The sequence below is a fragment of the Candidatus Saccharimonas aalborgensis genome (assembly GCF_000392435.1).
GTDB classification, from domain to species: Bacteria; Patescibacteriota; Saccharimonadia; order Saccharimonadales; family Saccharimonadaceae; genus Saccharimonas; species Saccharimonas aalborgensis.
The window spans coordinates 376,671-394,805 of record NC_021219.1 but is presented as its reverse complement, the minus strand read 5'-3'; the positions used below and the strand labels follow the sequence as shown (position 1 = coordinate 394,805).

The following is an 18,135-nucleotide window of genomic DNA, read 5'->3' as shown; positions in this document are numbered from 1 at the left end:
GAGATGTATAAAAAACTTATCATTTCGGCCCTTGTCTGTGCGATCGTCGTTAGTCCATGCGTGAGAGCTGAGGGTACCGGTCTTTTGTTAAATGACGACCAGGTGAGTGCTATTCGTGCTAATTGCCAAGAAGTACAGTCAACACTGACCAGGCTTCACTCAAACGATGCCCTGTTGCGCATCAACTTGGCACAACAATACGATGTTATTGCGGCGCGGTTGATGGCACCTCTTAACAGTCGGATTGCGCTTAATAAGCTGGACGGACTTGATCTCGCTAAGACCACTGTAGACTACAATGCCGAGCGTGCCGTGTTTGTCGAGGCCTACAAGGTGTATGAACAGACAGTCACCAGCGCGATCCAGACAAACTGCCAGGATCAACCTGTTATGTTTTACGATACGGTTGTTAGGGCAAAAGACTTGCGGACACAGCTAAGGAATTCTATTCAAAAGCTAAATGCTTACATAAAACAATATAGTGATCAGTTTGAGCTATTTGCCACACGTAATTCACCTAGGGAGCGCTAAATGAGAAACGACTCGACAAGCTTCGAATTGAGGGCAATGACGTCTCTTCAGCGGTATCGCTTTTTGGGACTCATCTGTAGCGTTATAGCCCTGTCACTTGTCATGGTGATCATCGCCATGGACCTTTATAACACCAGCGGTGCAGCGCAGTTAGACTTGAGCCAGCCGCGCTATAGGGATATCCAAAAGCAGGTGACAAAAGAAGAAGTAAGTACCAGCTATCCGGCCAATGGTCCGTTTGACGCTGCAGCGTACGATACGTTTAGGCAGCTCTACGCAGAACGAGCAAAAAAAGTAACTGGTGTAAATAGCTTCGACCCAACTGTACTGAGTGAGGACACATTACAATTGCTGGTGTTGCCGCAGAGCGTTACTACTACTACGAATTAAATGAATTAGTAGACCTACCGTTTATTACGATCCAATAGCTTGACGGCCAATCGTAATCAAGTGCTTATCACGGTAGCTGGCAAGCGCATTGTGGTCGAGTCCATGTCGTTTAATAAAGCTGCTGACACGTTCTGAGCCAATGTAGTGGGGAAGACTGACGTAGCTTGCTCCATGTTCGTAGAGCTCAGCAGCTTCTGTGTAGTTGTTCGCGTGGCAGATAAAGCTTGTCTTTTGGTTATGTCTCCTGATATAGAGCAACAACGCCCGATTCGTCATGAGGTCGGTCATGGTGCTTACAATGAGTTGTGCATGGTCGGCATTAATATCATCCAAAAACTCTTCGTCCGTCGCATCTCCATAGGCATGCCGGATGCCTTGTTCCTCTAAACTGTCGATTATTTCTGGGTCATAGTCGACGACCAAATATCGTTGACGCATGTCGCGAAATGTCTTGAGAAATTCATGTCCACCTTTATGGTACCCCACAAGAATAACAGGATAGAGTACTTGACGTTTCCGCGGCTCGCTAACGCTCGCTCGCTCGAAGTGTCTCAGGGGTCTTTCGAGTAATCTGTACAGACCATCTGCATGCTTGGTGAGGTATGATGAGATGCCGATCGTAATAAATGCGACCAATGTGATAAGAGAGACAAAGTCTTTATCAACAACATTTTTTGTGGCAGCAAGTGTAACAAAAATAATCGAGAACTCACTTACCTGTGAAAGGTGGACGGCTGCTTTGAAGCTTGTCAGTTTTGTGTAGCGTTGTATGCCAAGAATAGTCAGCACAAGAAGTGGTTTTCCTACTACCACGACGAGAGCGAGCAAGTGGGCGACGACGAGGTTTTTCATGATACTCTCGAGGGTGAACGATTCACCAAGGGTGACAAAAAATATCACGATAAAGAAATCTCGGAGTGGTTTTAACTTTGCCGCCATTTCGATTGCATAGGGGACGCCAGCGATCGATACACCCGCAAAGAGTGCGCCAACTTCGTGCGAAAAGCCCGCAAGATCGAAGGCCGTTGCGACGATAAGGCCCCAGCCAATAGCAAAAAGGAACAGAAGTTCCTGCGTCTTTGCAAAAAACTTACTAAGGCGCGGCATGACAAAAGCACCAGCAACGGTGAGGCCCACGCCGAGACCAACTGCTTTTAGCAAGATTATACCAATACTAGAAAGCGTCATCTCACTTGGATTTGCAATCATCGTGAGCAATACCACTGCAATAGTTGCGACAACATCTTCAATCAAGAGGATCCCAAGGGTAATTTGTCCGTACAACCGAGACATCTCTTTTTTATCCGAGAGGATCTTTAGGACGATGATGGTACTGCTAAAGAACAGAGCCACAGCAAGCACCGCGCTGCTAGCTGGCGTAAAGCCCAGCCAGCTTGAGATACCATACACCGTTAGGCCAAGGATTGGCAGGATTGACATGCTCGTGATGAATGAGACACGACCAACGCTTCTGATGACACTAGTGTTGAGACCGAGCCCAATAATAAAGAGCAGGAGCGTAATGCCAATAGAACTAAACGAGTCAAAAGCATTTTGGTTTCTTACGATATGAAGGAAACTCGGCCCGACTATGACACCGGTGATGATGTATCCCATAATCAACGGCTGTCTCAGCCAGCGCATGATAACAGATACTATCACAACGATAGCAATCACGTAGCTGAGTTGGGTAAAAATGGTTGAGTCCACTTATGCTTATTATAACAGAGAGAAAAGTTATAATGGATGCATATGACCGAGAGAGTTGATCCGAGGAACTACATTATAACCCGTAAGCGAAAGAAATATCGCTTTGCAAAATTTTGCAATGCACGCAACTGCTATGAGGTCGCTGAATGGAAAAAAGCACCAGCAGATGTTATTGAGGTGGGTGCAGGTACCGGACTGTTTAGTGCGCAAATTGCTCGTCGCCATCCTAGGGCAAGAGTAATTGCAATTGATGTCAAGGGTGATCGACTTCAAAAAGGCGCGTACTATGCACTCGAAAATAACATCCCAAACGTCAGTTTCATTCGTGCGAGAGCTGATCAAATCGGCGACCTACTGAATGCACACAGCGTGAGGGAGTTATGGATAACCTTCCCTGATCCATTTCCAAAAAAACGTAGTGAGGGGCGTCGACTTACGCACGCCACATTTCTGAAATGCTACCAACGGCTTCTCATCCCGACGGGCCTACTCCATCTTAAGCATGACAATCAAGAGTTTTTCGAATGGAGTAAGCAGCAGCTCGTTGACAATGGTTGGCGTATTGTTACTGAAACTAATGATCTTCATGCTTCATTGTCCGACGACGATGCTTATACTATGACAACCTACGAGCAGCGCTGGCTGGGAGAGGGAAGAAAGGTGCACTATCTCTCCGCTAGGTTGGTACACGGTGAGGTACAATAGCTATATGGCCCATATACATACCAATCCTGGTCAGCATGACATGACAGTCGCCGCACATATCATTCGAGTCGATGGCAAGGAGCCAAAGGCTCTCCTGCATATGCACAAAAAACTTGCCACACTCATTTGTGTCGGTGGTCATGTTGAGCTGGATGAATCACCATGGGATGCAGTTATTCATGAGATTGCAGAGGAAGCTGGCTATGATATTAAGGATCTGTATGTCCTCCAGCCACCGCTAAGAATACATCAGGAAGGGATCGATGACATCACCATTCATCCGCAACCGTTTTTCCTAGATACACATATGAACGCAAATACTCCAGATCATTGGCACACCGATACGGTATATCTTTTTACGACACATTCGGAGCCAACACTTCCGTTGGCCGCAGATGAATCACAAGACATTCGCTGGCTATCTCGTAGCGAGATTGAACAGCTCTCTGACTCACAAGTTTTTTCAAATATTCGCACGACCCACCTAAAGGCCTTCGATGAGTTTTTGACCGCATGGGAACCAGTACCGGCGGGGCACTTTAGTACCGAAAAAATAGCTCGCTAGGAGCAGTTATTCCGTATATTTCTATCAAATGCTTTTCAAAATGAGTGTGTTTACGTATGATAAAAATTAGTAATGAAATAATTTTGAGTCAATCTATGAGTAAGTTAGTCTCTCCAAAACACCCTATTCAACACTATATTGTTACGTACTTATCGACGCACGAATCAGCTCACTTTATAGATATGAAACCTCAAAAAGTTGCTACCAATCTCTTTACGTATCATCTGAAAGTTCTCGTCGAAAACGATTTTATAAGAAAAAACAGAAATACGTACTATTTGACTCAAAAAGGATGTGGCTATATTTTCCGAGCAAGTCAAAATCATCCTGAATTATCTGCAAGGGCTATCACCAAGGCGGCGTTTATTATACAAGATGGCTACGGGAAGCTTCTTGTTCGCAAACGTGATATACAGCCAGGTATCAATCGGTGGGAGTTGCCGTCGGGAGACATCTTAGCGGATGACTATTCTATTGAGTTAGCGGCGCGTCGTATTTGTTATGATTCTTTTAGATTTGACCCGCATGTTTTGCGACATGTTGGTGATTGCTATGTGACGGTACTTGCAGAAACTGACGAACATCGCGATGAACCTCCCGGAGGTCACATGGTCGAAGGTGAATTAATCAAGATTAACGGTGGAAAGAGACAGATAGTAGAATCAAAAATACTTTTACACGTTATCCGTATCGAAACTGACGCCATTGTTGCAACCAGCAACTTACAATGGATCGAACCACTTGCCATGTCACAGATTCCACTAGCGCCGGCTGTTGAACAGATAGTGACAAGAGCGTTTTTTGGTGATGATTTCTTTTTTGAGGAGTTCACTGAGCAGGCGACTTAAGGAGAGCTAGCGAGCATCTCTCTCACCCAGTGATCGATAGTGCCCGCTCCCATGCAAAGAACGAGTTTGTTTAATTGTCGTGCCTGCTGTATATGACCCCATAACGTTTCATCAAGCGAAGCATAATGGACAGCACCTCGGTTGACGAGCCGCCCAGTGAGCTGCTCGGGAGTGAGAATGGGGAGAAGCATATTTTCTCTCGATTGGTAGGTGGGGAGCCAGAAAATTGTTTCTGCCAACTGCATACAAGTGGTATAGCCGCTTCTCACTTGATGTTGGCGAGTATTCTGATGCGGCTGATAGACAAGCACTACGTGATCGTTAAGCTCTCTCGCAAGCTGGAGTGTCGCTGCAACTTCGACGGGGTGGTGGCCGTAATCGCTATAGAGATTATCTGCCAGTTTCTCAAATCGCCTGGAAGCGCCGGGGAAGGATTCTATAGCACTTTTGACCTGTTCAGCGTCCCCTAGCCCCAAAAACTCACAGGCCTTCGCTACGAGCGTTGAGTTTGCACGGTTGTGTTCGCCAGCCACCTGAAAAGGAATAATTTCGCGGTCATCAAGTATCCAGGAGCGTTTAGTCGGGACAATATTGATAACTGTGTCGCGCCGCCACATGATAGCTTGATTCGACTGAGCGAGAAATGTCGAGAAGGCATCTACATAGTCGCGTTGGGTGGGATAGGTATCTGGATGATCGAAATCGACAGAGGTAAGCAGGGTAAGGAAGGGGCGAAAGTGCAAAAAGTTTCGATCATACTCGTCACATTCGTAGACAAAATAGGAACTCGCTGGATCAAAAAACCCGCTTGGACCAAAACTAATCGTGCTCCCGGCAGAATAGCTGATAGGGACACCTAGCTGGTTCAAAACCCACACCATCAATGCGGTAGTCGACGTTTTTCCGTGTGTTCCCGCGACTGCAATAAGTTTGAGATTTTTTTCCTTTATGATTTGTGTCAGTAGCTCATCACGTTTGCTCATTGGGATACCTAGCTTTCGGGCCATGATGAGCTCAGGGTGGTCATCAGCGAGCGCTGCCGTATAGACAAACCAGTCAATCTTTTTTTGTTCGTGACACCGCGTGAGGAAATCGCCAGATTGGTCAGTACTAAATGGGATATTTTGACGCAGCAATTCGTCAGTCGTAAGACTTTCGGTCGTGTCCGAGCCGAATACTCCATGTCCAGCATCGCGAGCGATTTCTGCGAGCGGTCCTAGCCCAACGCCGCCGATGCCCGAAAAGTAGATGTTCATGCAGGTAGTATAGCATGAGCTGATTGTGATATACTGACGACAACCATTGATCAAATAAACAGACCATATGTTACAGCGTTTTATCCATCGTTTCTTTAGGCCGCGTCACTATTGGCGCAGCGTTTCATTTGATGAGATTGCAGAACTGTATACGTCGCGACTCATCATGGTCTTTGCTGTCAACATCGTCAATCTCTTTGCTGCCGTCTACCTCTATAAGTTAGGTTACTCCATTCAGTTTATTGCGTGGTTTTATGCCGCATGGTATGCCTTTAAGGTTCCATTCGCAGTTATTGCAGCCAAATATGCTGCTTATTTCGGACCAAAGCATGGTATTCTGTTGGCGAATATATTACGCATCCCTTCGCTGATTGCTTTTGCTCTTGTCGCCGTCTTGCCATCTCAGCAAGCAATTGTCGCCATCGTATTGTTTGGGTTTTTCCAGCAGATGGCGGCAACACTTTATGATCTCTGCTATACCATCGATTTCAGCAAGGTAAAACATAGCGAGCACGCCGGCAAAGAAATCGGTACGATGCAGATCATGGAGAAAACAGCCAAGATTATTAGTCCAGTGGTTGGTGGAACTATTGCTAGTCTTTATTCTCCTCAGGCTACGATTATTGTTGCTTGCGTACTGTTTATCTTGGCTGCTTTTCCACTCTTTCGATCAGTTGAACCGACCCGAACACGCACCACGCTTCGACTATCGGGTTTCCCGTGGCGTCTCGCCCTGCCAACACTTATAGCAGAAACTGTGGTCGGCTTTGACTTTGTCGTTAGCGGTACAGTGTGGCTGTTGTTTACGACCACAGTAATATTTTCGGGAATGGGGGAGGGGATTTATGCGACGCTTGGTAGTCTTGCTTCTCTTGGCGTTCTCATCTCACTGGTTGCCTCTTGGACATTCGGTCAGATTGTCGATAGGCATAAAGGTGGCATATTGCTCACAGCGGGCACCATCGCAAATAGTATGATCCATCTCTTCCGTCCCTTTACAGCCTCTCCTTCAGCGGTCATGGGGGTGAATATTGCAAATGAGATTGCGACGAGCGCCTACGCAATGCCGTTTACTAGGGCAGTCTTTGACGTGGCCGATGACTCGGGCTTTCGCATCACCTACTTGATGTATATCGAAATGATGCTCAATTTCGGCGCAGCACTAGGTAGTACGTTGTTTGCCCTATTTGTGTCTGGGCTTGGTGATCGCCACGGTATGGAGTGTATGTTTGTAGTTGCTGCCGTCTACGAACTCATCATGCTGTTCGTGTGGCGCTCTGCACGGTAAGATCGTCTAGACGCATGGTATACTGAGAGCATACTGTGCAAGGTGGGAAAATTACATGTCTGATACACGTCAAGTCAGAAAGACTGTCAAACAGCTACAGATGATAAAAACATGGCAGTTAGCCATCGCACTCTTTTTATTTGTATTCCTTGTCGCGTCATTCTTGAGACTCAATAATGTCGGCATGATTCAACGGCGAGAGGCAGTATTCGCTGCCGACAGGACTGGTGATCCAAACGAGATAAGAGCACGGATTTACGATTTACAGCGATATGCAGCGTCTCATATGAACGCTGATACGGGTGATTTTTATCTGCAAGAACAGTACTCTCGTGACTCAAAAGCCGCCATCGATGCCGCCTCCCGTGCTTCATCGGCAAGTGCTACGATCAACGCTGAGGCAGAGGCGGTGTGCCATCCGCAGTTTCACGGGTATTCATCGGCCTATATGCAGTGTTTTATGAATGAACTTGCCAAACATCCTGCAAGCTCAGGCTTGCCAGAAGTATCGTTGCCAAATCCTACACTGTATAAGTACAATTTTTCGTCTCCCCTTTGGTCGCCCGATTTTGGCGGTTGGTCACTAGTGCTTGCAGTTACTCTCTTGATTGTGATTGTACTCAGATTAGCTGGTATCATATTTCTACGACTTCTCCTCAAGAGACGGTACAGGGAAGCATAAACGATCCATCCCTAATAGGGGTGAAAAGTGTTGACACTGTTGGCGAGACGCGCTAAGCTACTAGAGTAAGACGCTAATAGGAGGTATAACTACATGGCTTACAAGCACACGAATTCAAAGGGCGTAACATACTACCTGCACAAGACGGAAGTTACTCTTCGCGGTGGTAAACCACAAACCATCTACTTCTTTGCGAAGGTAGAGAAAAATGCAAAAGGTACTCCAGTTGATCTGCCCGCAGATCGCGTTGTTAAAGAGAACCCACGCAATGGTTTCTTGACTGTTTCAAAGAAGAAATAGTCTCAATCCTAGAAAAGAATAACTTGCCCCCGGTCTATCGATGATCGGGGGTTTGCTGTGGAAAAGATCCATGGATAAAATTGCTTGCGCTTTTTATATGAACACCATATACTAGAGTTACAAACAAACAGGTGCCAAAATACCTCGGTTGCTCTCCGTGTCGGATGCGCTACCGAGGTATTTTTGTGTCTCTTACTGCTATACTGAGAAAATGAATCATATTATTTCAGTGAACAACTTAACCAAGCGGTATGGGGACAAGACAGTCGTCAACGCCATCAGTTTTGACGTCAAAAAAGGAGAGATATTTGGCATACTTGGCCCGAACGGTGCCGGTAAGACAACTACTCTCGAGATGATCGAAGCATTGAGAGAAATTGATAGTGGCAACATAACGGTCGCCGACATCGATGTGTCGGCACATCCTGACGAGGTTAAGGAAATCATAGGCATCCAGCTACAGTCGACAAGTTTCTTTGACAAACTGACATTACGAGAACAACTCAAGATGTTTTGTGGCCTCTATGGGGTCACCACCGATGTTGATGCTTTGCTTGCTGATGTACAGCTCACCGATAAGGCAAAGGAGTACGTCGAGAATCTCTCAGGTGGTCAAAAGCAGCGGTTTAGTATCGCAGCTGCACTTGTGAATGAACCAAAAGTTCTCTTTCTTGACGAGCCAACGACTGGCCTCGATCCGCAAGCAAGGCGAAATCTCTGGGAGCTGGTCGAATCAATTAAGGGTAGGGGTATTACCGTGGTACTAACGACGCACTATATGGATGAGGCAGAGCTTCTGTGTGATCGTATTGCCATTATGGATGAGGGTAACATCATAACGATAGATACCCCAAAGGGTTTGATTAAGAAACTTCTGGGACGTGGTTTTAAGAAGGAACAGATTGTCCAGCAGGCAAATCTCGAAGACGTCTTTATCGATCTCACTGGAAAGGATATACGGGAATAACATGAAACGATATATGCAAGCTGTCTTTGGTCTCTTTGTTGCATTTCAGAAGCGGTTTATGCGTGATAAAGTCTCACTCTTCTTCACCTTTCTTTTCCCACTCATATTTCTGTTTATATTTGGTGTGATTTTTAACAATGACTCTGTTAGTTTTCGCATTGCGATTCTCGACCATGCGAACAATAGTTTCTCAAAGGAGTTTACAACATCAGTAGGCGAGAACAGTGCGTTTAAAGTAAACAAAGATATAACAACCATCGAAAGCGCCAAGCAAAAAATGAGTCGTGGAGAAATTGATAGTATCGTTGAGCTCCCCGAGAGCTTCGGGGCGATAAATGAAGCTCGCGTTCCCTCGGGCACCATGAACGTCTACTATCAAAAAGGTTCTGACCAATCAGGCAAGACAGTTAGTGCGGTGATGCAGCAAATCCTTGATGAGATAAACCGCAAACTTGGCAGGCCAGATGCCGCGCTTAAGGTGAGCGAAAAGGCAACAGACACGGCCGGCCTCAACAATTTTGACTATACTTTTTCGGGCTTGCTTGGCTTTAGCCTGATGAGTATGGGTATTTTTGGCCTGGCAAATGCTATGCCTCAGCAAAAGCAGCGAGGTTCATATAAACGACTCTTTGCCGCACCCTTTACCTCCGGACAATTGATTCTTGCTAACGCGATTCACTTTATCTTGATTGCCATGCTTAGCTTAGCAACCGTCATTATCATGGGACTTCTCGTATTTAAGTTCAATATGCGCGGTGACTGGATGAGTTTCTGGCTATTTGCACTGTTATCGGGCGCGATGACAGTCGGCTTTGGCTTGCTTATTGGCTCGCTTGCAAAAAATGAAGACCAAGCGGCACCGCTTGCTAACCTCATTTCATTTCCGATGATGTTTCTCTCGGGCAGCTTCTTCCCCCGTTTCATGTATCCCGAATGGCTTCAGGGTGTATCGAGCTACGTACCGCTTACACCGGTTATCGATGGCTTCCGTCGTATTATGACCGAGAATGCAAGCCTAATAAGTCTCTTGCCCGAGATCGGTCTCATTGCCGCGTGGATGTTTATCGCTTACATCATCGCGATCAAATTTTTCACCTGGGAATAAGACGAAATGAAGTGGCTGGCCGTTGTCGGTTCTCGCTATGTAACGCCAGAGATGCGTCGTGATATCAAGCGTTATGTGACTCAGAAGGTAGCCGATGGGTATGGTATCGTATCGGGGGGTGGTACTGGCACTGACACCTATGCAGTACGGATGGCTCTGGAAGCAGGAATTGATATTAGCCGTGTAAAGCTATTTCTCCCTGGCTCTGTTGAAAAATACAGCGACGAATTACGTCGGCGAGCGCTTGAGGGAAAATGTAAAAGCGATGATGCCGAGGAGACCATACGGCAGTTGCATAGCCTCGCAAGCAACACTCTGGACACACTCTTCTACTCAGGGGATATCGAGACGATAGATGCAAGAGCCTTTCATGCGCGAAATCGACGTATCGTCTCCTGCGCCGATGAACTCGTCGCGTTTCGGCTAGGGCAGAGTAGGGGCACTACCTATTCGATCGAACGCGCTCGACAAAAAGGGATATCGGTCCGAGTATTTGAATATTAGAAACATATATTGACATATAATAAAGTTTATGCTATATTTCTCTATGTGAATCGTTTACGCACAGACAAAAAGAATACTACCGCAACTCCTGACTCGCTTCGTATACCGTACGGGGGAGAGCTTGCTCTTTCCGCAGAAACTCGAGAATGTCTCGGAATACAAGGAGTAGCACTGGGTTTTATTGACACAGTGCCAAGTGAGGAATTTGTGACTCATGCTGAGCGAGCCTATCATCTTGATAGGGCGTTATCTCATCTTTCGCAAGCACATATGCGTGATGGAAGGCTCAGGGGAGGGAAGGCGCCGTATCCAGCACAGACGGCTGAAAATGCCTTAGTACACACGCAATTAGCCGATGAGCATATTGCGCGTGCAGCTGGTTTACACTATCTTGTTGCCAATGGTACACTGACAGCCCGTGATCTTCGTGCAGAATCGGCGCCGACGCGCATTGCAATGAAACGGCAGTTCAATGGGCCAGATAAAAAGCCTCAGCGCAATAACTTTCATACACTTCTGGCACTTCAGCAAAAAACAGGCAAAGATGAGATCTCGGCACAACGTGCAGATGTTCGTCAAAAATAGCCATAATGTTTCTCTCAAAAAACACCAGCCAAAAAGCATGGTGTTTTTTGATTGGTGGGGGTGGATGGGATCGAACCATCGACCAACAGGTTATGAGCCCGCTGCTCTAACCCCTGAGCTACACCCCCGAGGCTATACTGTCCATTATAGCGCACTTGCTCGCCGCTAGGATATAATACGAACAGTAAGATGACAGACCAAACACTCAGAAAGGTTATATATCGATTGAAGCGTTATACGACGCTCAATACCGTTGTGATACTGATTGGGGCAATTGTTGTGTCGGGTTGGGTGTGGGGTTCTATTACGACGATGCAACGTAACTATGCCCTGCAGAAAGAAGTTGATGCCCGTGAGCGCAAACTTGCATTGACCCAGCTTGAAGTCGATACTATGCAGCTCCAAAAAAACTACTACGCAAGTGATGAATACAAGGAGCTAGCTGCTCGCGAACGGCTAGGCTTGGCTGCGCCCGGAGAAAAGGTACTACTATTGCCGCCCAACAGTGCTGCCGCGAAGGCAACAAACATTACCGAGAAATCACCAACAGCTACTACTCGCACACTCACAAATTTTGAGCAATGGATGCTATTCCTGTTCGGCGGCTCAGCTGCTCGCTTGCAAAACTAGGCTACATCTGTTAGGATGATGAATGTGCCGCGGGGTGGAGCAGCCCGGTCAGCTCGGTTGGCTCATAACCAACAGGTCGCAGGTTCAAATCCTGCCCCCGCAACCAAGAAAAATGCCGTACCCCTCATGGGTAGGGTATTTTTCTTTAGGCCTTGCGGCGACGGGATTTGGTTCTGTGACAGCACGCAAAGCGTGCGTAGTCGCTGCTTCGTGTAGCGCAGTGCAATTATAGAAGAGCTTGATTCTGCCAGAATAAGCAAGCGGAAGAGGCTTTAGCCGATAATCCTGCCCCCGCAACCAGGGAAAAACTCGTTTGTTAACGAGTTTTCCTTATGAGAATACGTATTGGTATGATAAAGTTAGTTTTTTGCTAACTTTCCGCAGGCGACTCGCACTGCTTCGCTCCAACTCAAGAATGCGTGCGGGGTATCGGCAACTTGGTGAGCAGTTAATTCATATTTGACGGCCAGCGTGAGCTCGTGGATGATCTCTGCTGCGTGCGGCGCAACCACAGTTCCGCCAAGCACCACTCCGCGCTTGTCAGTGATAACTTTGACGAACCCATCACGAAAGTCACTAGTATTGCTCCGGGCGACGATAGTGAGTGGAGCGATTGTTTTTTCGATTCGGAGATCTCGTCTCAGACAGTCATCCTCGGTAAGACCGACAGATGCAACACCTGGATAGGAAAAAGTGAGTCGGGGAGTTGCAGTATAGTCAGGGGAAATCTTGTTTTTTAACACAACGTTGTGTGCTACGACACGACTTTCGAGAAGTGCGCTGTGTGTCGGACGGTTATACCCGAGCACGTCGCCCGCTGCGTAAATATGTTTGGCTGTCGTCTGCAAGAACTCATTCACCTCTATACCTTTGGCGGTATATTCGACGTGTGCATTCTCGAGACCTATATCGACGACTGGAGTACGACCGACTGCCACGAGAACTTCATCGACACGAACTGATTTTTCGATGCCACCACGCGAGTACACGACCCGCTTTCCAAGACCGTCTTTTACCACGGAAAGAGTGCGAGTGTGGGTGAGGGAAGTAACACCTTTTTGTTCTTCTAGTAAGCGCGACATCAACTCCCCTACCTCTTCGTCTTCATCTGGTAGGATTCGGCTTGCAACCTCTGCTAAGTAGACTTTTGTACCAAATGTCGCCATCAACTGAGCGATTTCTACACCAACTGTACCGGCGCCAACGATATAGAGGCTTTTGGGCGGGCGAAGTGATTCCAGAATGGTTCGTGGTGTTAGGTAGCCCGCCTCGGGGAGGCCTTGTATATCCGGCAGAGTCCACTGCGAACCGGTGGCAATCAAAAAATGCGCAGACGAAAGATGTTTGCGATTAACTGACACCTCATTGGGGGTAAGGAAACGAGCTACACCGAGATAAACGTCAATGCCTTGAGATTCATAAAATTTTCGATTGCCACTAGCGCCTGTGCGTTTTACTGCGAGCTCTTTCCAGGCGCGAAGTGACGGGTAATTGTATCCGAGCGTAGCAGATCGCAGACCAAAGCGGGCTCCATGGCGGGCTTCATCATAGAGCTGTGCAGCATGGAGCAGCGCTTTTATGGGGACGTCACTCCAGTTGGGCGAGTCACCACCGAGCGTATCGGCCTCGATGATTGCGACCCGTTTCCCCTCGCGTGAGGCAATGGTTGCTGCAGCGCTTCCCGCTGCGCCGCTGCCGATGACAATGAGATCGTAGTCAAACTGTGATTTTCGTGGCACGGTGCTCTCCTCTACATGATAACGTTATGGTGTCGATATAAATATGCTGCTTCAGGATGCAGTGCGTTTAATGCGCTTGCCGCCCGCTGGCGAAGGTCTTCGCTGGTCACTTCTGCCTTGTCCTGAAGCCATAGCGAGACGTTGTCACTTACCTGTTTGGCAGTTAGCTCGGCCTGTCTCGCGGGCGTATGGAGGCTGAGGCAGGTAGCATAAATACTTGCAGCTAGTTTCTCTGGGTCATACGGTTGCGAAGAGCGGCGGCGATGGTACTGTTTTATAACATCCGTCACTACTACCATCATAACCCTCCCCGCAGGATGACGCTCGCCGCGATCGCTTCGTTGACGAAGGTAAAGAACCCTAGTATGAGTAGTCCACTTCCGGCGGCATATTGCAAAAACTGTTTATTTGATTCGCGCCAGCGCTGAATACGGCTTATCTGAGTGCCACTGCTAATCAATGAGTAGACTGTCACAAGGGGAGCAATACTGATGAGAACATACAGCGCAACGCCCAGTAGCTGGAACGAGCTAGGGAGTGTAATGATAGCGAACGCTGCTCCTACGAGGGACGCCGCTATAAAGACGAGCTCAGAAATACCACTCACCAGCCCCAGACTAAATGCTTCTGTTCCCGAAGTCGTTGTTTTTGTACGATCGGACAAAAAACGCGACATTCCTCTTGGAATCCAAAGCGCAGTGCCTTGCCCGGGTCGATAATAAAATAGCCATACTGCGACGCCAAGCCCCATCATTAGTCCAGACACGATTGACCAGGCAAAAGGTGACATGCCGTGTCTTGCGAAGGTACCCGAGACATAGCTTGCCATAATTAGCAGTAACGTTGTCATGACCAGAGTACCCACGACAAAGCTACTACTGAGATGCAGGAGACGCCGCCGTGATACGTTGCGACTGAGACTGTGACCACCTAGTAGTGTAAGCATACTAACGCTTAGTTGGAAACTTGCGTGAATCAACGCCGCGAGCGCTATGATGGCGAATGAAGTGTAAGTATCCATGTTTGTGTATAAATAAGATTCCTCTCAAGACCATTTATACCATAAGCGTGTCAATGAGGTCAAAAAATCAGCAAAATGCTATTGCTTTTTTGTTAATTTTGTGCTATATTAAACCTATAAGACAACACATAACAAAAAGGCGCAACAAACACCATGAACACAATCGATCAAGAATCTGTCGGCACAGGCGACGTCTTTGGCCTTGCCACTTGGAGCCGTCAGCGGAGCAGCGAGGAGCTGCGGACATTTGTGGAGTCGCATCATGACGAGCGACTAGCCGACATCGTTTTGGAATAAAGCGAAATCGTGAAAATTATCATACCGGCTATCCTGTCGTATCTCGCATACTGAAACAAGAAACGTGTAAACGGAGAGAACAGTATGTTACAAGATGATCAGCAACAAACAACCGAAGTTCGAGAGACAAATGTGCGTGATGGTGCCACCTCTGTCCAACGTCAAACAGTTGCAACTTCAACCACAACCAGTAGCTCGGTGGTTATGTCTCGTGTCATGTGGTATATCGCCGGATTTATCATTGTACTTTTGGCACTCAGAGTGCTCTTCTTTTTGCTTGGCGCGAGCCAATCATCAAGTTTCGTCGGATTTGTGTATGCACTCTCTGGAGTGTTCTCAGCACCCTTCACGGGTATATTCCTGACCCCTGCTGACGGGTCGCATGCGCTTGATAGCGCAAGTTTGGTAGCAATGGTCGTCTATGCATTGATCGCCTGGGGTATTGCAAAACTCTTTACTATAAGTAAGCCAGTAAGTAGCTAAACTAGGACCTACCGCCCTACCACAGAAAAACGACCACCTGAGTGTGGTCGTTTTTCTGTGGTAGCACTGACTAGGATCGAACTAGTGACCTTAGGCTTATGAGGCTTGCAATTGACGCTAATATTGGAGACTTTGCCCAGACGTACAGGCTTGCACAAGTGCGCTATAGACGGCTTATGATTGGCGCTATAGCCGTCTTTTTAAGCCGTCAATCTATTCACTAAAATCAAAATGGTAGCAGCGACAGGGAATGATCCTGTGACCTCGAGCTTATGAGTCTCGCGCTCTAACCAACTGAGCTACGCTGCCATGCTAAGCTAATATAGCATGATTTGTCCCTGTTGGCTACTGTAGCCTGTGCTATTGTCGTCAGCTATGAGGACTTAATATACTACTCGTATTTACTCGAATAAACCTGAACGATATCAGTACCTTTAAACGGAGCAAAAACCGAGTATTTCAGTATCTATCAGTATCTAGAGTCTGTAATTGATGTAGCAGCTTTTGTATTACACCACGCTCAAACATCGACCACCACAGACCTTCAACAACCCGATTGCGATGAATCAGTCCAAACAGAATACTGAGGACTTCATCGCGGGAAAGTGAGCTGTAGCTCGCCTTGTCGATTGTCCGCGCCAGCAGGTCGTCCCAGTCGGCAATTATCGGGTATATAAGGTCGTCATTGGGATCGTACTTCTCCCAAAGAAACATCTTAATATCTTGCGCACCTTTGTCGATGTCAGTTGCACTAATGTGGCTTTGGGGATTTCGAGACACTACTGTAGATTTACTCGTATGCCTGAACTATCCTTATCACCGTGTAGTTCGGCTGTAATAGGCGTTACATTCACAGGCACATCAAAGACGATGTCGCCCGTAATACTATTGCCAGGGTTAATGTCATCGCTAAACGGGTCGCCGAGTTCGTACTGTGCTGCACGACCTGTTCCAGCAGGGTCATAATCGTAGCGCTGTCCCTTGTCGTTGAAGATGTATTGGTTATACGGGCGAATACTGTTTGAGTTATTGCCAGCATTAGTTACGGTAATGTTGAGGCGACAGAACTGACCCTGTGCATCTGTAGAGTAATGTAATACGCCATTGTCGAAACCTATTTGTTTTTCGCCACACTTAAAAGAATTCACTACGAAGTTAAAACCAGCATCACTCGATACCTGACCAATCTTCGACGATTGCTTGACGGCTTTCGAGTTTTTCTGTGCAGGCGAATTTGCAATCATGGCACTAATTATTCCGATCCCACAGAAAATTACTAAAATCAAAAATAGCGCACCGCCGATACCCATCGGTCGATGCTGACGCTTCTGTCTTTTTACACTTAACTCTTGTCCCGTTCGTTGCTCGATAGTTTTCTTGTTTCTCATTGGGTTCTCTACGCTCCTTTTGCGTGTTAAAACCGATGGAAACTAAAACCGACCACCGGCTGAGCTTTCGCCCCACAACCCTTTCGAGTTGCGACTACGTCAATAGTTACCGATGATCGGATTAACATTGACGTAGTTTTGATGACCATACCTTCCTTGCGGTGGCTCTAGATCGGAATAGCGAAGCTATCTGGGGTCAATTATAAGGTTATTTTCTCGAAAAACATACCCCTAGAATCAACTAAACAGTCAAAGTGACCCCAATACCCGTTTCGCCCGATAAAACCTCTTAAAACGCCTCTCAACACGCCACGATGACGGTTAAGCTACCGAATATAAGTAAGATGTACGATAATAGTCGTAAGATGAATGAAAATGCTCGTTTTTGGTTAGATGTTGTTGCGACAAAGCTATACAGGGATATTCATTCTGGTATGGATTTTGAACACAATGAACACCGCTGGATTTTTGACTGGGACGATAGCCTGAACACTGACGAGAATCTGGCAAATGTTGCCGCAGAAGATAAAGCCCTCATGGCATTAAAACAAGTAGGTGCTATAAAAAGTGGCTCGAAGCCAAACTACTTCCGCGACCAACAGCTTGAGGCTATGGAAAATCTGGGACGCGGTGCATGGGGCGATAAATGGGACAAGACCGATCAAGCTCATCGAGAATACGATTACATACGGTTTATTGATGACGTGGACTATGACAAGTTTATCGGGTTTTGCGAGGAGCATGGCATTAACTACAAGGGCGACGGAATACCAGCGACTTTAGAGATAGTCAATCAAACGCCGATTGTCCGCGCCAAGGGTAAAACATATACGCTCAAAACCTTATCGACAGGCTCAACACTAGACATTATCGAGCTAATATACGCTAAGCGACACTTTAATGAACCTACGACATTTGACGATTTACGACGATGGCTTAATAAGCCAGACGCTTTCTCGGAACGAAAACAATTGACCCAGATTTACCGTAATGACAGCCCGTTTCATTCAGGCAACGTACTAAGCCCCTTTGCTGATATAACAGCCAAGACCTTCACGCTCAAAAATCGACCCCAACTGACACTCAAACAGCTCGCCACGATACAGGAAAATAGTATCAAGTAGTATCGCCTCTCCTTACA

23 protein-coding genes and 4 tRNA genes are annotated in these 18,135 nt (G+C 47.0%); 17 read left to right on the top strand and 10 right to left on the bottom strand.

The genetic code is table 11. The annotated features are described in order from the left end of the window. Positions 1 to 3 precede the first annotated feature (3 nt). Both L336_RS02035 and L336_RS02030 read left to right on the top strand, forming a co-directional pair. The gene (locus L336_RS02035; RefSeq protein WP_015641548.1) at positions 4 to 531 is read left to right on the top strand and encodes a hypothetical protein; all 528 of its coding nucleotides are present in this window, start codon (positions 4 to 6) and stop codon (positions 529 to 531) included. Next, the gene (locus L336_RS02030; RefSeq protein WP_015641547.1) at positions 532 to 921 is read left to right on the top strand and encodes a hypothetical protein; all 390 of its coding nucleotides are present in this window, start codon (positions 532 to 534) and stop codon (positions 919 to 921) included. A gap of 24 nt (positions 922 to 945) precedes the next feature. Here L336_RS02030 and L336_RS02025 read toward each other — a convergent pair whose 3' ends face one another. Further along, the gene (locus L336_RS02025; RefSeq protein ID WP_015641546.1) at positions 946 to 2,631 is read right to left on the bottom strand and encodes a cation:proton antiporter; all 1,686 of its coding nucleotides are present in this window, start codon (positions 2,629 to 2,631) and stop codon (positions 946 to 948) included. 42 nt (positions 2,632 to 2,673) lie between these two features. On the opposite strand from L336_RS02025, the gene trmB reads away from it, so the two are divergent. From trmB to L336_RS02010, 3 genes are read left to right on the top strand one after another with little or no spacing between them, the layout of a single operon-like run. Continuing rightward, entirely contained in the window at positions 2,674 to 3,336 is a 663-nt protein-coding gene (trmB, locus tag L336_RS02020) for a tRNA (guanosine(46)-N7)-methyltransferase TrmB (RefSeq protein ID WP_015641545.1), read from the top strand. A gap of 4 nt (positions 3,337 to 3,340) precedes the next feature. Then, on the top strand, positions 3,341 to 3,901 hold the full coding sequence (locus L336_RS02015) for an NUDIX domain-containing protein (protein WP_015641544.1): 561 nt from the start codon (positions 3,341 to 3,343) through the stop codon (positions 3,899 to 3,901). A 56-nt stretch (positions 3,902 to 3,957) separates the two neighbouring features. Continuing rightward, entirely contained in the window at positions 3,958 to 4,749 is a 792-nt protein-coding gene (locus L336_RS02010; RefSeq protein ID WP_015641543.1) for a hypothetical protein, read from the top strand. Here L336_RS02010 and L336_RS02005 read toward each other — a convergent pair. Beyond that, positions 4,746 to 6,005: a UDP-N-acetylmuramate--L-alanine ligase gene (locus L336_RS02005; protein ID WP_015641542.1), complete on the bottom strand. Its 1,260-nt coding sequence runs from the start codon at positions 6,003 to 6,005 to the stop codon at positions 4,746 to 4,748. The genes L336_RS02010 and L336_RS02005 overlap by 4 nt on opposite strands. Before the next feature lie 67 nt (positions 6,006 to 6,072). Between L336_RS02005 and L336_RS02000 the strand changes: the two genes are divergently transcribed. The 7 genes from L336_RS02000 to L336_RS01970 all read left to right on the top strand — a co-directional run bounded on the left by L336_RS02000 (position 6,073) and on the right by L336_RS01970 (position 11,436). Then, the gene (locus L336_RS02000) at positions 6,073 to 7,293 is read left to right on the top strand and encodes an MFS transporter (protein WP_015641541.1); all 1,221 of its coding nucleotides are present in this window, start codon (positions 6,073 to 6,075) and stop codon (positions 7,291 to 7,293) included. Positions 7,294 to 7,348: 55 nt separating this feature from the next. Next, entirely contained in the window at positions 7,349 to 7,975 is a 627-nt protein-coding gene (locus L336_RS01995) for a hypothetical protein (protein WP_015641540.1), read from the top strand. Between the two features lie 93 nt (positions 7,976 to 8,068). Beyond that, positions 8,069 to 8,275, top strand: coding sequence for a hypothetical protein (locus L336_RS01990; protein WP_015641539.1), 207 nt, complete (start codon positions 8,069 to 8,071; stop codon positions 8,273 to 8,275). Between the two features lie 211 nt (positions 8,276 to 8,486). After that, on the top strand, positions 8,487 to 9,242 hold the full coding sequence (locus L336_RS01985) for an ABC transporter ATP-binding protein (RefSeq protein WP_015641538.1): 756 nt from the start codon (positions 8,487 to 8,489) through the stop codon (positions 9,240 to 9,242). 1 nt (position 9,243) lies between these two features. Continuing rightward, positions 9,244 to 10,347, top strand: coding sequence for an ABC transporter permease (locus tag L336_RS01980; RefSeq protein ID WP_015641537.1), 1,104 nt, complete (start codon positions 9,244 to 9,246; stop codon positions 10,345 to 10,347). A gap of 6 nt (positions 10,348 to 10,353) precedes the next feature. Beyond that, positions 10,354 to 10,851, top strand: coding sequence for a DNA-processing protein DprA (locus tag L336_RS01975; RefSeq protein WP_015641536.1), 498 nt, complete (start codon positions 10,354 to 10,356; stop codon positions 10,849 to 10,851). Positions 10,852 to 10,896: 45 nt separating this feature from the next. Next, entirely contained in the window at positions 10,897 to 11,436 is a 540-nt protein-coding gene (locus L336_RS01970; protein WP_015641535.1) for a hypothetical protein, read from the top strand. 52 nt (positions 11,437 to 11,488) lie between these two features. Here the strand turns inward: L336_RS01970 and L336_RS01965 are convergent. Beyond that, positions 11,489 to 11,564: transfer RNA gene (locus L336_RS01965), tRNA-Ile, on the bottom strand. Positions 11,565 to 11,625: 61 nt separating this feature from the next. On the opposite strand from L336_RS01965, the gene L336_RS01960 reads away from it, so the two are divergent. Further along, on the top strand, positions 11,626 to 12,066 hold the full coding sequence (locus tag L336_RS01960; protein ID WP_015641534.1) for an FtsB family cell division protein: 441 nt from the start codon (positions 11,626 to 11,628) through the stop codon (positions 12,064 to 12,066). Positions 12,067 to 12,094: 28 nt separating this feature from the next. Further along, positions 12,095 to 12,172: transfer RNA gene (locus L336_RS01955), tRNA-Met, on the top strand. A gap of 253 nt (positions 12,173 to 12,425) precedes the next feature. On the opposite strand, the gene L336_RS01950 is transcribed toward L336_RS01955, so the two are convergent. Genes L336_RS01950 through L336_RS01940 form a run of 3 tightly spaced genes read right to left on the bottom strand, consistent with a single transcriptional unit; the run spans position 12,426 to position 14,826 of the window. Beyond that, positions 12,426 to 13,805 (bottom strand): dihydrolipoyl dehydrogenase family protein, encoded by a 1,380-nt coding sequence (locus L336_RS01950; protein ID WP_015641533.1) that lies wholly within the window; start codon positions 13,803 to 13,805, stop codon positions 12,426 to 12,428. Positions 13,806 to 13,816: 11 nt separating this feature from the next. Continuing rightward, the gene (locus tag L336_RS01945; protein ID WP_015641532.1) at positions 13,817 to 14,107 is read right to left on the bottom strand and encodes a hypothetical protein; all 291 of its coding nucleotides are present in this window, start codon (positions 14,105 to 14,107) and stop codon (positions 13,817 to 13,819) included. After that, on the bottom strand, positions 14,104 to 14,826 hold the full coding sequence (locus L336_RS01940; RefSeq protein ID WP_015641531.1) for a hypothetical protein: 723 nt from the start codon (positions 14,824 to 14,826) through the stop codon (positions 14,104 to 14,106). The genes L336_RS01945 and L336_RS01940 overlap by 4 nt, the downstream gene beginning before the upstream one ends. Positions 14,827 to 14,979: 153 nt before the next feature. Here L336_RS01940 and L336_RS05895 point away from each other — a divergent pair, with 153 nt between their 5' ends. Continuing rightward, complete coding sequence (locus tag L336_RS05895; protein WP_015641530.1) at positions 14,980 to 15,123, top strand: hypothetical protein; 144 nt, start codon at positions 14,980 to 14,982, stop codon at positions 15,121 to 15,123. 84 nt (positions 15,124 to 15,207) lie between these two features. Then, a complete protein-coding gene (locus L336_RS01935) occupies positions 15,208 to 15,606 on the top strand; it encodes a hypothetical protein (RefSeq protein WP_015641529.1) in 399 nt (132 codons plus the stop codon). Positions 15,607 to 15,664: 58 nt separating this feature from the next. On the opposite strand, the gene L336_RS05890 is transcribed toward L336_RS01935, so the two are convergent. From L336_RS05890 to L336_RS01920, 4 genes are all read right to left on the bottom strand, one after another. Beyond that, a tRNA-OTHER gene (locus tag L336_RS05890) sits at positions 15,665 to 15,769 on the bottom strand. 69 nt (positions 15,770 to 15,838) lie between these two features. Beyond that, positions 15,839 to 15,915 (bottom strand) — tRNA-Met (locus L336_RS01930). Positions 15,916 to 16,065: 150 nt separating this feature from the next. Next, on the bottom strand, positions 16,066 to 16,386 hold the full coding sequence (locus L336_RS01925) for a hypothetical protein (RefSeq protein WP_015641528.1): 321 nt from the start codon (positions 16,384 to 16,386) through the stop codon (positions 16,066 to 16,068). Then, positions 16,386 to 16,994 (bottom strand): DUF4352 domain-containing protein, encoded by a 609-nt coding sequence (locus tag L336_RS01920; protein ID WP_015641527.1) that lies wholly within the window; start codon positions 16,992 to 16,994, stop codon positions 16,386 to 16,388. Before L336_RS01920 ends, L336_RS01925 begins: the two co-directional genes overlap by 1 nt. Positions 16,995 to 17,359: 365 nt before the next feature. Between L336_RS01920 and L336_RS01915 the strand changes: the two genes are divergently transcribed. Beyond that, positions 17,360 to 18,118, top strand: a complete 759-nt coding sequence (locus L336_RS01915) for a hypothetical protein (protein WP_041191201.1) — start codon at positions 17,360 to 17,362, stop codon at positions 18,116 to 18,118. Positions 18,119 to 18,135 lie beyond the last annotated feature (17 nt).